At 72.0% G+C, this 14,599-nt stretch carries 11 protein-coding genes; 7 read left to right on the top strand and 4 right to left on the bottom strand.

What is annotated here, in order from left to right; translation table 11 throughout:
* Window positions 1-5: 5 nt before the first annotated feature.
* Together WMF14_RS00405 and WMF14_RS00400 are read left to right on the top strand one after the other, a co-directional pair.
* Complete coding sequence (locus WMF14_RS00405) at window positions 6-4,259, top strand: hypothetical protein (protein ID WP_437798195.1); 4,254 nt, start codon at window positions 6-8, stop codon at window positions 4,257-4,259.
* Between the two features lie 187 nt (window positions 4,260-4,446).
* Complete coding sequence (locus WMF14_RS00400) at window positions 4,447-5,313, top strand: Hsp33 family molecular chaperone HslO (RefSeq protein ID WP_272097120.1); 867 nt, start codon at window positions 4,447-4,449, stop codon at window positions 5,311-5,313.
* 33 nt (window positions 5,314-5,346) lie between these two features.
* Here WMF14_RS00400 and WMF14_RS00395 read toward each other — a convergent pair whose 3' ends face one another.
* Window positions 5,347-5,982, bottom strand: coding sequence for a TetR/AcrR family transcriptional regulator (locus tag WMF14_RS00395; RefSeq protein ID WP_437798193.1), 636 nt, complete (start codon window positions 5,980-5,982; stop codon window positions 5,347-5,349).
* On the bottom strand, window positions 5,979-7,625 hold the full coding sequence (locus WMF14_RS00390) for an FAD-dependent monooxygenase (protein WP_437798191.1): 1,647 nt from the start codon (window positions 7,623-7,625) through the stop codon (window positions 5,979-5,981). The genes WMF14_RS00395 and WMF14_RS00390 overlap by 4 nt, the downstream gene beginning before the upstream one ends.
* Before the next feature lie 159 nt (window positions 7,626-7,784).
* Between WMF14_RS00390 and WMF14_RS00385 the strand changes: the two genes are divergently transcribed.
* Window positions 7,785-8,249 (top strand): SRPBCC family protein, encoded by a 465-nt coding sequence (locus WMF14_RS00385; RefSeq protein WP_437326926.1) that lies wholly within the window; start codon window positions 7,785-7,787, stop codon window positions 8,247-8,249.
* Window positions 8,250-8,428: 179 nt separating this feature from the next.
* Here WMF14_RS00385 and WMF14_RS00380 read toward each other — a convergent pair whose 3' ends face one another.
* Window positions 8,429-9,154: a hypothetical protein gene (locus WMF14_RS00380; protein WP_437798189.1), complete on the bottom strand. Its 726-nt coding sequence runs from the start codon at window positions 9,152-9,154 to the stop codon at window positions 8,429-8,431.
* A 31-nt stretch (window positions 9,155-9,185) separates the two neighbouring features.
* Between WMF14_RS00380 and WMF14_RS00375 the strand changes: the two genes are divergently transcribed.
* Together WMF14_RS00375 and WMF14_RS00370 are read left to right on the top strand one after the other, a co-directional pair.
* Entirely contained in the window at window positions 9,186-9,632 is a 447-nt protein-coding gene (locus WMF14_RS00375) for a cellulose binding domain-containing protein (protein WP_437798187.1), read from the top strand.
* Window positions 9,633-10,136: 504 nt separating this feature from the next.
* Window positions 10,137-11,201 carry a PLP-dependent aminotransferase family protein gene (locus WMF14_RS00370; RefSeq protein WP_272097114.1) on the top strand — a complete coding sequence of 355 codons (1,065 nt, stop codon included), beginning with the start codon at window positions 10,137-10,139 and terminating at the stop codon, window positions 11,199-11,201.
* A gap of 96 nt (window positions 11,202-11,297) precedes the next feature.
* On the opposite strand, the gene WMF14_RS00365 is transcribed toward WMF14_RS00370, so the two are convergent.
* Window positions 11,298-12,038, bottom strand: coding sequence for a hypothetical protein (locus WMF14_RS00365; protein WP_437798185.1), 741 nt, complete (start codon window positions 12,036-12,038; stop codon window positions 11,298-11,300).
* Window positions 12,039-12,286: 248 nt separating this feature from the next.
* Here WMF14_RS00365 and WMF14_RS00360 point away from each other — a divergent pair, with 248 nt between their 5' ends.
* Both WMF14_RS00360 and WMF14_RS00355 read left to right on the top strand, forming a co-directional pair.
* A complete protein-coding gene (locus tag WMF14_RS00360) occupies window positions 12,287-12,961 on the top strand; it encodes a dienelactone hydrolase family protein (RefSeq protein WP_437798183.1) in 675 nt (224 codons plus the stop codon).
* 112 nt (window positions 12,962-13,073) lie between these two features.
* Window positions 13,074-14,429 (top strand): cyclic nucleotide-binding domain-containing protein, encoded by a 1,356-nt coding sequence (locus tag WMF14_RS00355; protein WP_437798181.1) that lies wholly within the window; start codon window positions 13,074-13,076, stop codon window positions 14,427-14,429.
* The last annotated feature ends 170 nt before the right edge of the window (window positions 14,430-14,599 follow it).

The raw sequence follows: 14,599 nt of genomic DNA, 5'->3' as shown, positions 1-14,599 counted from the left end.
CGTCGATGGCAAAGCGATTGGCATTCACGGGGCTCACGAGCGCCGCGCTGCTCGGGGCGCTCTATGGGACCGCGAGCGCGGCTCCAGTGCGGCGGGTCCAGGTCGCGCAGCGGGGTGATTTCGTCCTCATCGGCAACACGCTGGCGCACGACTGCGCGTCGTCCACGCCCGCGCCGCTGGTGGGCACGGTCGGGACGTGCGGCACGGCCGCGACGCTGGCGGACTCGGCGCCCGACATCTACTGGCGGGGCGACAGCCCCCTCGCAGGACAGGCCGAGGCGAGCACCACCATCGATCCCGCGGCGGCCCGCAGCACCGCGGTCCTCAGCCTCCCCGCGGGCGCTCGGGTGACCCACGCGTACCTCTACTGGACGATGAGCCGCGACAGCGGCACCTCGGCCGATCTCACCGTGACCCTGGATCGGCCTGGCGTCTTCTCCTCCAGCGTGACCGGTACGGTCTCGGGCCAGACGGAGATCTCGGGCCTCGCCCACGCCCAGACGGTCGCCAACGTCACCTCGATCGTGCAGACGCGCGGCGCGGGGGCGTATCGCCTGAGCGGGATCTCCAACGGCACCGTTCTGAACAGCGTGAGCCAGCAGATCGCGTTCGCCGGCTGGTGGATGGTCGTGCTCTACGAGCTGACGACCGGGCCCGCGCGGAACCTCGCCGTCTTCGACGGGCTGGATCAGGTGATCGACGGCGCGACGGTGGGGTGGAGGATCTCGGGGTTCGTCGTCCCCTCGGGCGGGGGCCAGGCGAAGCTCGGCGTCGTCGGGTACGACGGCGACAGCTCGACCGGCGACGCGCTCGAGTGGAACGGGACCGCGCTGTTCGACGCGCAGAACCCGGTGAACAACTTCTTCAACAGCTCCCGCTCGTTCCTCGGCGCGCCGATGTCCTCGGCGGGCGATCTGCCGAGGCTCACCGGCGGGCCGCTGAGCATGAGCGGCATCGACATCGACGTGGTCCAGGTGCCGGCCGCCCTGCTCGCAGCCGGCGACACGGAGGCCCAGGTCGGAGCGGCCGTCAACGGCGCCGACAGCTACCTGCTCGGCGGCCTGATCACGTCGGTGCCGACGCGCCTCCCGGATCTCTCCACGTCGACCAAATCGGTCCTCGATCTCAACGGCGGCGGGGTCACGCCTGGGGACACGCTCGAATACACGATCATCGTCGCCAACACCGGGGATGACAACGCCGCGGCCGTCGTGCTGAGCGACCCGCTGCCCGCCGGGGTCACCTACGTGCCGGGCTCGCTCGAGATCGCCTCGGGCCCGAACCTGGGCGGCGTGACCGACGCGCCCGGCGATGACGAGGGCGAATACGTCGCGGCATCGAGGGCGGTCCGCGTCCGGCTCGGCGACGGCGCCGACGCGGCCCAGGGCGGGTCGCTCGGCGTCAACGAGACCACGACGGTGCGGTTCCGCGTGACCATCGATCCGGACACGGGCGGCGAGATCGCGAACCAGGCCATCATCACCGGGCAGAGCCCCGAGGGGGGCGCTGCCCAGGACTACCCGACGGACGGCAACGGCGCGGAGCCGGGCGCGCCGCCCACGGAGATCCTCGTCGACAGCGACGGCGACGGGCTGAGCGACGGAGACGAGAAGGCCGCTGGCACGGATCCGAACGACGTCGACACGGACGACGACGGCGTGCCCGACGGCGACGAGCAGCTCTGGGATCGCGACACCGACGGCGACGGCCTCATCAACGCGCGGGACGTCGACAGCGACAACGACGGGCTGCTCGACGGGACCGAGGTCGGGCTGGCGGACTGCGACGGCCCGGGGACGGACCCGCGGAAGGGGCACTGCGTGCCCGACGGCGACGCCGGGGCGACGACGACCGATCCGCTCGACGCGGACACCGACAACGGCGGCGTGCCCGACGGCTCGGAGGACGCCAACCTGAACGGCGTGCTCGACGCGGGCGAGACCGACCCGACGACCGGGCGCGGCGCCGACGACCGGCGCGCCGACACGGACGGCGACGGGCTCAGCGACGCTCTCGAGAGGACGCTCGGCACCGATCCGAACGACGCCGACAGCGACGACGACGGCGTGCGCGACGGCGACGAGCCGAACCCGACGGACGACAACGACGGCGACGGGCTGATCAACCCGCTCGACATCGACAGCGACGACGACGGCCTCTTCGACGGCACCGAGCTCGGCCTGGGCTGCGACGGTCCGGGCACCGACGCGGCGGCGGGCAACTGCGCTCCCGACGGCGACGCGGGCGCCACCAGGACGTCGCCGCTCGAGGCCGACACCGACCGCGGCGGCGCGAGCGACGGCTCCGAGGACACCAACCTGAACGGCGTGCTCGATGCGGGCGAGACCGACCCCCGCTCCGGCCACGGCGACGACGATCCGCAGAACGCGGACACCGACCACGACGGGCTGAGCGATGATCTCGAGGTCTCGCTCGGCACGGACCCGAACGACGCCGACACCGACGGTGACGGCGTCCGCGACGGGCTCGAGCCGAACCCGGCTCACGACACGGACGGCGACGGGCTCGTCAACGCGCTCGACGTCGACAGCGACAACGACGGCCTCTTCGACGGCACCGAGCTCGGCCTGGGCTGCAACGGCCCTGGCACCGCGCCGTCGCGGCACTGCGTACCGGACGAGGACGCCGGCGCCACGAAGACGTCGCCGCTCGACGCGGACACGGACAAGGGCGGCACGACCGATGGATCCGAGGACGCCAACCTGAACGGCGTCGCGGACGACGGCGAGACCGACCCGACCCGCGGGCACGCCGATGACGATGACGAGAACAACGACCGGGACGACGACGGGCTGAGCGACGACCTCGAGAGGACGCTGGGCACGGACCCCGGCGACGCGGACTCGGACGACGACGGCGTGCGGGACGGGCAGGAGCCGAACCCGTCGGACGACGCGGACGGCGACGGGCTCATCCACCCCCTCGACGTGGACAGCGACGACGACGGCCTCTTCGACGGCACGGAGATGGGCCTCGCCTGCGACGGCCCCGGAACCGACGCGGACGCCGGGCACTGCACGGCGGACGGGGACAGCGGGGCCACGACGACGTCGGCGCTGAACCGTGACAGCGACCGAGGCGGCACGACCGACGGCTCGGAGGACGCCAACCTGAACGGCGTGCGCGAGGCCAGCGAGACCGACCCGACCGCCGGCCACGGCGCCGACGACAGCCACAACGCCGACGGAGACGCCGACGGGCTGAGCGACGATCTCGAGGTGTTCCTCGGCTCGAACCCCGAAGATCGCGACACCGACAACGACGGCCTGCTCGACGGCGAGGAGCCGAACCCCAGCGACGACGGCGACGGCGACGGCCAGGCCGACGTCCTGGACGCGGACAGCGACGGCGATGGGCTCTTCGACGGCACCGAGGCGGGGAAGGACTGCGCGGACGCGGACACCGACGCCGCCGCCGAGAGCTGCATGCCCGACGCCGACGGCGGGACCACCACGACGAGCGTGGTGAATCCCGACACGGACCGCGGCGGCCAGAGCGACGGCGATGAGGACCTGAGCCACGACGGCAAGGTCGACGAGGGCGAGACCGATCCGAACGACCCCGGGGACGATCGCGGCGATCGCGACGGCGACGGCCTCTCGAACAGCGAGGAGACCGCGCTCGGCACCGATCCGGACGACGCCGACAGCGACGACGACGGCGCGCTCGACGGCGAGGAGATCGAGCCTGGCGTCGATACGGACGGGGACGGGAAGATCAACGCGCTCGATCCCGACAGCGACGACGACGGGCTCTTCGATGGGACCGAGCTGGGCAAGGGCTGCTCGCACGAGGACACCGACGCCGACGCGGAGACCTGCGTGCCGGACGGCGACGAGGGGGAAACGACGACCTCGCCGACGCAGGCCGACACCGATGGCGGCGGCGCGATCGACGGCGAGGAGGACGCGGACCACGACGGCGTGGTCGACGAGGGCGAGCGCGATCCGAACAACCCGGCGGACGATCAGCCTGCGGAGTGCGAGCAGGACAGCGCCTGCGGCACAGGGATGGTGTGCGACGAGGCCACGAAGGAGTGCGTCCCGGGCTGCCGCAACTCCGACGACACGATCGGTCCGTGCACGACGCCGCTCCCCGGTGAGGGCGTCGTGGTGCAAGGCGGCGGCTGCGCCTGCACGGTGGGCGCGGACGGCGACGGCGGTCGCTCGGCGCCGTGGGCCTTGCTCGCGGCCGGCGCCTGCGCCGCCGCGCTGCACCGGCGCCGCCGGCGCAGCTGAGCTCTCCCCCCCGGGCGCCCCCGCGTCGCGCAGCAGGGGGCGCCTGTGCTACAAGCCAACGGAATAACTATGCTTTTATGCGAGGCGCGCCCGCCCGCGGGGCGCCTCTGCCTGCGACGACCGATGCGCCGTGGGTTGCCATCGGCCGTCCGTGGCTTAACGATGTTTTCTCACGGGAGAGTGCCTCTTGCCCCGACCTTCTGATTCCGTCGTCCGTGCCATCACGATGGATGGCGCCTTTCGCGTCATCACGGCGCTGACCACCGAGACCGTGCGGGGGGCCGTCGCGGTGCAAGCTGCGACCGGCGCGACCGCGCAGCGGCTGGGAGAGCTGATCACCGGCGCCATCCTCGTGCGCGAGGCGATGGCCCCGAACCTGCGGGTCCAGGCGATCGTCAAGGGCGCGGCCGGTCACGGGAGCCTGGTGGCCGACTCGCACCCGGACGGCACGAGCCGCGGCCTGGTCAACCTCGGCAAGGGGGCCACGGCGGAGAGCGCGGTGGAGATCGGCGGAGGGTCGCTGCTTCAGGTCATGCGCACGCTGCCGAGCGGCATGCTCCACCAGGGGGTCGTCGAGATCCCGACCGAGGGCGGCATCTCCGCGGGCCTGATGGCGTACATGCAGGAATCGGAGCAGGTCGTCTCCATGATCGCGGTGGCGACGCTGATCGGCGAGGACGGCGTCGGCGCCTCCGGCGGCTACCTCGTGCAGCTGCTCCCGGAGGTCGAGCGCGGTCCGCTCATGGTGATGACCGAGCGGCTCAAGGATTTCGAGCGCCTCGACGACGTGCTCGCGCACGAGGGAGCCTCGGCGGACGTGCTGCTCGGCGAGCTGCTCTACGGCATGCCGTTCTCGCGGCTCGACGACTCGCCGCTCAGCTTCAGCTGCCGCTGCAGCGAGCTCCGGGTCATGGCCACGCTGGCGAGCCTGCCGCGGAGCGACATCGAGGAGATGGTCACGGACGGGAAGGTCCTCGACATCCGCTGCGATTATTGCGGGAAGGACTACCAGGTGTCGCCGTCGCAGCTCCGCTCGCTGCTGACCACAAGCTGAGCGGCCGCGCGCCCGCGCGCAGCAGGCGCGACCTCACGCTGGCTGGCCGGGCGAGAGGCCGCGGCTCACGAACGCGATGACCCGCTCGATCTCCGCCTCGTCGTCCCACGCCGCGTCGGGAGCGATGAACACGCGGTGGAGGATGTACCCCGCGAACGTCGAGACGATGCAGCGCAGGACGAGGGGCGGCGGCCACGGGACGACCTGCCCGTCGCGCTGGAAGCGCTCGATCAGGGCGATCCCCTTCGCGAGGATCGGCGCGTACACCCGGCTGGCGATGCCGATCCGCAGCTCGGCGTCGAACGGCAGCTCCTGCGCGAGGATGCGCGCGAGCTGCGGGTGCGCGCGGACGAACGCGGTGCGCTCGGCGAGGAGCGCCCGCAGGAACGCCTCGAAGGTCGGGTAGCTCGCGTCGAAGAGCGGATCCATGGAGCGCGCCATCGCGGGCCCCACGAGGTGCTCGATGGCGGGACCGAGCACCCCCAGGAGGAGGTCCCTCTTGCTCGGGAAGTACTTGAAGATCGTCGCCTCGGCGACCCCTGCGCGCCGGGCGATGTCCCGCGTCGCGGTCCCGTGGAAGCCCTGCTCGGCGAAGGCCGCCACGGCGGCCTCGACGATCTTCTTCTGCGCCTCGGTCAGCGTGTCGCTCGAGCGCGGTCGTCGGCTCATCGGCGCTCTCCCTGGCCACCGTCGGCCTCGGCCCTGCGCGTGAAGAGCCGGTCGAGGGCCCGGCGGAGCTCGCCCTCGTCGAGCGGATCGCTGCGCACGCTGACATGGCCGTCGGGCCGGACGAGGACGGCGGCCGCCGACGCGGCGCCGTACGTCGCGTGGGCGTGCCCGTCGGGATCCGCATAGCCTCCGGCCTCGGGCGCGCCGATGACCAGGGCCTCGAGGTCGGGTCCCCGGAGCTGCGCGGCGAGCTTCCGTGCCTGCTCGCGCGCCCCGCCGTCCGCCTGCGGGCCGGTGAAGAGCAGCAGCATCCATTCTGCGCCGCGCATCAGGTCGAAGAGGTGGACCTGCGCGCCCGCCTCGCTGCGCAGCACGACGTCCGGCGCGCGATCCCCGGCGTGGGGCCCGCGCTCGGGAGGGCTTCCGATCTGCACGGAGAGCGGGCTGTTCCGGTAGCGGATCTTGAGCTGCGAGAGGAATCCCACGATCCGGCGCTGCACGGCGGGGATGCCGAGGAGGCGGACCGCGAGGCGCGGCGCGACCGCGCGCAGCGTCCGGCCCAGCGGACCGTGCCCTGCCATGAGCCCGAAGAGGCGGTCCGTGAAATCGACGAGCCGACGGGCGACAGGCAGCCGCTCCAGCTCGTAGGTGTCCAGCAGCCATGCTGGCATCCGGCCTCGTTCGACGGCTGCGAGCTTCCACGCCAGGTTGTAGGCGTCCTGGATTCCGGTGTTCATGCCCTGCCCCCCGGCCGGGCTGTGGATATGCGCCGCGTCTCCGGCGAGGAAGATCCGGCCCTTGCGCAGCCGCGTGGCCACGCGGTGGTGCAGCCGGTAGCGCGAGAGGACGATCGCCCTCTCGACCTTGAACGATACCGGGATCATCTCGCGCATCGCGGCCTCGAACTCCTCGAGCGAGACCGGCGCGCCGTGCGCCGGCGACGGCTCGGGCTGGATGAGGACGACCCGGAACCGATGCGCGCCGGGCACCGGAAAGGCCGCTGCGACGCCGCGACGCGAGGGGCTGATGTAGATCTCGCCGTCCGGCAGCGGCCAGTCGACGATGAGGTCGCCGAGCATGCAGTGATCGTCGTAGGTGTCGCCCTCGAAGGCGATGTCCGCGCCCTTGCGGACGGCGCTGCGCGCGCCGTCGCAGCCGAGGAGCCACCTGGCGCGCACCTCCTCGATGCTCCCATCGGCCCGGCGGAGCGTGCAGGAGACGCCGGCGCTGTCCTGCGTGTAGGAGGCGAGCTCGACGCCGCGCTCGAGCGTCACGCCGAGCCCGGCTAGCCGGGAGCCCAGGACGCGCTCGGTGTCGAACTGCTGGACGGTGAAGATGCCCGGGATCGGCGTGGATAGCTCCGGGAAGTCGAGGGTCGGCAGCCGGGCGCGCCGTCCGTTCGAGAGGAGGACGTTGAGCCCTCCCACGCGCACGGCGTGTTCCATTGCGGCACCGAGGAGCCCCATCCTGCTGAAGAGCTCCATCGTCCGCGTCTGCACGGCGAGCGCCCGCGAGTGATCCGGCGGCGGCTCCGTTGCCTTGTCCACGATCCGCACCGTGAGCCCCCGCCGGGCGAGCTCCCCGGCCATCGTCAACCCGGTCGGCCCTCCGCCGACCACCAGCGCATCCAGTGCTCCTGTCATTCCCCGCCTCCGATTTGGTGAGTAAGTACTTACTCACTATAGGAAGGAGCGACGGGTTGGCAAGGAGCGACCGAACTCCCCGCTCATCCGCCCCGCCCCACCCTCGATTGGCGGACCGCCCGCGTGCTCCCCCAGCGAGATGGATGCAATGGTCGCCGCATGGAAGAGGTCCACGTCAATGTCTACATCCACGCGCCGGTCGAGCGGGTCTTCGACGCGGTGGCTGACCACGAGCGCTTCCTGCGCTCCGGGGACGGCACCCACACGAAGGTCGTCCGGCCAGGGCTCACCGAGCACAACGGCCTCGGCGCCCTCCGCGAGGTGCGCGTCGGGAAGCGGATCCGCTACGTCGAGGAGATCACGGCCTTCGAGCGGCCGTCCTCGTTCGACTACCAGATCGTCGAGAGCACGCAGCCGCTCCGGCACCAGGGCTCGCGTCTCCGCTTCACCCCGCGCGGCGAGGGCACGGAGATCGACTGGACATCGCGCTTCGACATCCCGCTGCCGCTCGTCGGCAAGCCGCTCGGGTCGCTCGCCAGGCGCATGTTCATCGCGGCGTTCACCGAGCTGCTGCTCGCCGAAAAGGCGCGGCTCGAGGCCTCGCAGCCCACGCGCGCCACGTGACCCCCTCGCGCCCTCGCCGACAGGCAGCGCTCAGAGGGACATCACCTTCGCCTCGAAGAAGGGGCGATCCTTGGACTCTGCGGTTCGGTGCTGCTCGATCTGTGGCCAATGCATGTAGACGGATACCTTATCATCTACGACATCGGCAGAAAGTTCCCATGGCCAGCCTCTTGCTGATGTCAGACGGTCTCGTATAAGCTGTTGGCCTCAACTTCCTTCCGTTCGGCCTTCGGATTTGGTCGAGCTGTCGCAGGGGTGTTCAAGATGCGACCGATGGTGAGGTGTGCGTCGCTGCTCGGCCAGATGGCCTCTGGAGCAGCTCGTATCGGGGGTTCCGGGGGGAAGCTGTCGACGAGGGCAGGAGCGCCACCGCAGCTGGGCAGTCGCGGTAATCGGGCCAACCGAGTCAACAGATCGAGCTGCTGGCCGAACGGAGCCACCGCGCTCTGTGCCATCTCGCTGCTGACGCTCGTGGCATGTGCCCAAGGCGCCAGCCTGGACGGCGAGAGCACGGGGGCCGGCGGCGCCAGCTCGGGTGGAGCGCCGTCGTCCAGCTCGGCCGGCGCCGGCTCCTCTGTGTCTGCAACGAGCAGCACGACAGCGAGCGGCACGACGGGCGCGACAGGCGGCTCGTCCAGCGCGGGCGGGACCGTCACGATCGCAGCGGTGAGCGGCTCGGCAGGCTCAGGTGGCGCCGACGGCACGGGCGGCGCCGGAGGCTTGGGCGGCGCTGGCGGTGAGGACGCCACGGGCTCAACGACGAGCAGCTCCGCGAGCAGCTCGGCCAGCTCCTCCGCGAGCAGCTCGGCCAGCTCCTCCGCCAGCAGCTCGGCCAGCTCCTCCGCCAGCAGCACGACAGGCGCCGGAGGCGGTACCGCCACGAGCTCCACTGCCGCAAGCTCCACCACCGGCGGCGATCCCACGGGGGAACTCGAGGTGCAGTACGCCACGAGAGACGCCGCCGCCACCCCCGCCTTTCTCTCCTTCAAGGTCCAGGTCAAGAACACCGGGAGTGCGAGCGTCCCGCTCCAGGATGTGACGATTCGCTACTGGTTCACGGCCGACGGTTTCACGTCGGCACTGATGAGCAACTGCGACTTCGCGTCGGTCATCGGTGGGCGCGACAACATCATCAGGACGTTTCACGAAGCGTCTGGCACGGACGCCGATCACTACCTCGAGATCGGCTTCGCATCCGCCACAGGCAGCCTCGCCCCGGGCGCCACCTCGGGATACGCAGAGATTGCCATCTACAACGCGAACTACGATAAGCTGACGCAGGCCAACGACTACTCCTTCAGCGCGACGGCGACCGCTTTCACGCCTTCGATGCAGGTGACCGGGTACCGCGCCGGCGAGCTCGCCTGGGGTATCGAGCCCTAGCTCGGCCGCACGCTTCCGCGGCTCCGCAACGCCGCGCTCGGCTGCCCGCGGCGGACGCGCCTCCGGTGGCCGCCGGCGCCTCGATGCGCGCGCGCCCCTCGTTTGCCTGCCCAGATCTCACACCGATCCAGCGCCTCCACGGAGGGGCACCTCGGCGCACCCGCTCGTGTGCTGTGGCAGCCTGTCTCGCCGCGCGCGCACGCCACACCCCGCAACATGCCGTTACACGCCCAGACCCGTCCCAGGCGGCCGCAATGTAACCAATTTTCCATGGAGTTCTGCCCTGCCCTGAGACGCGATCGCTTCCGCTGCGCCTGGAGACGGGCAGCACGGGCGGCACCATCCTTGAATGGCCCCGCTCGGACCCTGAACTCTATGGATGCCAACGCGCGCGCAACCCGTCCTCCCCCGTCGTCCCACACCCGGCCTGTGCAGGCCCCGATCTCACGTGATGCGCCGCGGAGCGGGCCGAGGCCCGGACACGGCCCCGATCCGTTCGACGCCTTGAAGCGGCGGGCCGCGGACACGCCTGGGCTCATCAGCTTCGCGGGCGGGCTGCCCGCCCCGGGCGAGTTCCCGCGCGCGAAGCTCGCGGCCTCGTTCGTTCGCGCCCTTCAGAACCCCAGCTGCCCGGCGCTCCAGTACGGCTGGCCCGAGGGCGACGAGGACCTCCGCGCCTGGATCGCCGGGCAGCTGCGCCGGCGCGGCGCCCAGGTGGCTCGCGACGACGTCATCGTGACCAGCGGCGCACAGCAGGCCGTGTCCCTCGCCGCGCAGCTGCTGCTCCGCGGACCGCGCGCCAGGACCGGCGTCGACCGCGAGAGCTACCCCGGGGCGCTCGATCTGTTCCGGGAGCTCGGCGCGACCGTCGTCGATGACGGCAGCCACGTCGATGCCTATTACCTCATGCCCGCCGTCTCCAACCCGCGTGGACGCAAGCTGTCGCGCAGCGATCGAGCCAGGGTCCTCTCGACCCTGCGGCCCATCATCGAGGACGACGCTTACGCGGATCTGTCCTTTGACGGCGCCGCCCCGCGACCGCTCCTCGCCGAAGCGCCCGATCGCGTGTTCCACGTCGGGACGTTCTCGAAGACGCTCTGCCCCGGGCTCCGCATCGGCTGGCTCGTGCCCCCGCGCTCGCTCCGGGCCGAGATCCTCCAGCTGAAGCAATCCGACGACCTGCAGGCAGCCAGCCTGCCGCAGGCCGTCCTGGAAGACTACCTCCGCACAGAAAACTTCGATCAGCGGCTCGTTCGCCTGCGGGAGTTCTACGGCCGCCGCGCCGACCGGATGGAGCGGGCGCTCCGGAGGCACCTGCCCGGCTGGCGGTTCGACCCCCCCACCGGCGGCTTCGCGATCTGGGTCGAGCCCGACGCCGAGCCGAACGAGGCCTTCCTCCTGGCCGCCGCCATCGAGCACGGCGTCGCCTTCGACCCGGGCTCGCTGTTCCGGGCCCACGGCGCCGTGAGCCCGTTCGCCCTCCGGCTCTGCTTCTCCTCGGTGGCGTGCGACGAGGACCTCGACGAGGGCGTGCGCCGCCTCGCGCGGTGCTGGGCCGAGGTCGCGTAGCGTCGCCAGCGCGCCGATTCACGCCAGATTCACGCCAGCGCCCCGATCACGTCGAGGCGCTGACCGAGCACCACCGTGGACGCCGCCGCGGGCCGCTCACTGCGCCAGCGGGCCGCCCGGCTTGTGCGGGACCGGCGGGCGGCGATCGAGCAGCTCCCGCGCCGCGGCCCGGACGACCGCGGGCACGTCCGCCGCCGCCGCGAGCCGCAGGAGCTCGGGCCGCAGGAGGAGGCGCACCATGGGCACCGCGATCTCCTGCGGCGCGCCCGGGTTCTGCACGATCGCCATGCGCACCCGCGCGCGCTGCGGCCACTCGGGGTGCTTCGCGATCTCCGTCAGGACCTCCGCGCTCGCCGGGCGCCGCGCCGCGAGGCGGACGACGTCATCCTCGGTCAAGCGCGGGTTGTCGAGCAGGTTGCGGATGACGAGCGGGTGCGGGTCCCGGAGCAAGGCTTCGAAGGCCGCGCGGGTCGGCCGCCGGGCCAGCGCGCGCCGCTCGCCGAGCGTGAGCGCGCGACCGGCGCTCGACGTGGCGAGGAGCCGCTCGTCGGGCGCCGGCGAGGCCGGCTGCACCTCGGGCCGCCGCGCCTTGCGGCGCAAGAGGCGCGAGAGCGGCAGCAGGGCATGGGAGGACGCGAGCTCCCGGAGCTGCTCGACGCGCTCCGAGAGCGCAGGATCCGCGAGGATCGGCACGACGGCACCCAGCACGTCGCGCGCGAGGGGGTTGGCCTGCTCGGCGTCGCGGCAGAGGTCGTCGAGCGCGCGGGCGACCGAGGGCGGGTCGGCCCGCAGCACCTCGCTCCGCAGGTACGCGACCCGCAGCCGGAGCTCCTTCAAGGACGAGACGGCTCGCCTCCATCGCCCGGCCAACGCATCCACGCCGTCAATCTACATCGCCGGCGTCCCGGCGTGGAGCGCGTGCCAGGCAGTTTGCGCTACGCAACGTGCGCGGGGCGGTTATCCTGCGCCGCGCCATGAGGGGACGGCGAAGCCGATCCCCGATCGTTGGAGGGGACGGAGCAGCCGATCCCCGGTTGCTGACGCGGACGGCGCAGCCGATCCCCGTCTCGAAAGGGAGGAGTCGCATGTCCGAAAAGGTTTCGTTCCCCGCGAAGGACGGGTCCTCGGCGACCGGCGAGATCGTCTGGCCGAAGCAGGGGGACAAGTCGCCTGCCGTCGTCCTGATCCAGGAGTGGTGGGGTGTGAACGACCACATCCGCTCTCTGCTCGACCGGCTCGCCGATGCCGGGTTCATCGCCCTCGCGCCCGACCTCTACCACGGCAAGACCACCAAGGATGCCACCGAGGCCAACCGGCTGATGGTCGAGCTCGACAAGCCGCGCGCCCTCGCGGAGATCGCCGGCGCCGTCCGCTTCCTGTCGGCGCACGAGCGGTCGACCGGCAAGGTCGGCGTCATCGGGTTCTGCATGGGCGGCGCGCTGAGCTTCGCCGCCGCGGCGACGATCCCCGAGCTCGAGGCCGCGGTGCCCTTCTATGGCATCCCGAGCCCCGCGCCCGACTATGCGCGCGTCAAGGCGCCGATCCTCGCCCACTTCGCCGCGCGCGACGGCTGGGCCACGCCGGCCGCCGCCGAGGCGATCCAGAAGGAGCTCGCCGCCCACGGCCAGTCCATGGAGCTCCACGTCTATGACGCCGACCACGCGTTCGTGAACGACACGCGCCCCGAGGTCTACGCCCCCGAGGCCGCCAAGCTCGCGTGGAAACGGAGCATCGCGTTCCTGAAGCAGCACCTCGGCTGAACATCGGCTGAGCACGACGCCGCGGACCTTCCCCGGGCTCCGCGGGGCGCGCGGGGCGTCGACCGGGCGCGTTCTTTGCCGTCGCGCAGGGAACCCTGATATACACGCAACCATGGCCCTCCCCCCGGTACTCCCGGGCTCGATCCAGCAGGCGGAGTCGCCGATCGACCGAGCGCTCTCGCTGGCGCTCGCGGGAGAGCGGGACGCCGCGCTGCGCTGGGCCGCTGCGCTGGTCCGGCACGACCCGACGATGCCGTCGGCGCTCTGCCTCTGCGGTCGCCTCCTCGGCGAGCTGAACCGGCACGAGGCCGCGCGCGAGGCGTGCTCCACCGCGATCGCCCGCGCGATCGACCTCGAGAACCTGCCGCTGGCCGTGGCGGCCGCGCGCGAGAGCGAGCGCTTCGGCGGCGATCCCGGGCCCGGGCTCGACCTGATCGCCGGGGCGTTCTGCCGGGACTCGCCGCGGCTCGGCGAGGGCGCGCCGCCGCCGCCGCCCCTGCCGGCCGCCGAGGCGTTCCAGCCGCTCGCCTCCGTGCTCACCGGCGCGCTCCTGCTCAACAAGGCGACGGAGATCATCCACGACGCCACGCGCAGGCTGGCCGCCCAGACCGATCACCCCGGGATCGCGCCCCAGCCGGTCTTCTCGTCCGTCGGGCGCGACGCGCTCCGCGCCCTGTGCGCCGCCTTCACGCCCATCTGGGTGGCGGCGGGGGCGATTGTGATCGAGCAGGGCGCCGCGCGCAGCGAGGCCTACTTCGTCGCGCGCGGGGAGCTCGAGGCGCGGCGCCGGCGCGTGGACGAGGAGATCATCCTCGCCCGGCTCACGAACGGCGCCATGTTCGGCGAGATGGCGCTGCTCTCCCGGGCCCCGCGCACCGGGAGCGTCGTCGCCACGCGGCCCTCCATCGTGCTCGAGGTGAAGCGCGACGCCATCGACGACATCGCGCAGCGCGAGCCCGAGGTCGGCCTGGAGCTCGCGGCCTACTGCCGGGACCGCATGGTGGAGAACCTCGTCCGGATGAGCGACGTGCTCCGCGTCGTGCCCGAGGCCGACAGGCCCGCGCTCGTGAAGCGGTTCCGCACGCGCACGTTCGAGAAGAACGAGCGGCTGCTCGTCCAGGATGAGCGCCCCCCCGGCCTGTTCCTCATCGCCTCCGGAGAGGTCGCCGTCGTCCGGCGCGACGCGGCGGACGACGCCCGCGTCGAGCCGCTCGTGCTCTCGACGCTCGGCCCCGGCGACGTCGCCGGCGAGATCGCGATGGTCCTCCGCCGCGCGGCGAACGCCGATGTGATCGCCGTCCACCCCACCGTGACGCTGTACCTTCCGGCCACCGAGTTCATGGGTCTGGTCGAGGATCACCCGGCCGTGCTGGCGCAACTCTACAAGCTCGCCGTCCAGCGCGACGACGAGACCACGAGCATCATGGCCGAGGAGGTCTCCGTGGCCGAGGACTTCGTGTTGATCTAGGGTACCGATCCGATCGAAAAAATTGACGAAACGAACCACGGATGTGCGGAGGTTTTGTTGTTGTCGCTTCTGTGTCTCTGTGGTTCAAACTCTCTCTCGCGCGGCGTTTCAACCTGTTCGGTGCTCTAGCGACGTCCCACGAGCACGCGGCGGGTGCACCGATTGACGCT

The sequence above is a fragment of the Sorangium sp. So ce693 genome (assembly GCF_051521375.1).
Classification (GTDB): domain Bacteria; phylum Myxococcota_A; class Polyangia; order Polyangiales; family Polyangiaceae; genus Sorangium; species Sorangium atrum.
The sequence above is the reverse complement of the archived record's forward strand: the minus strand, read 5'-3'. Positions and strand labels throughout refer to the sequence as shown.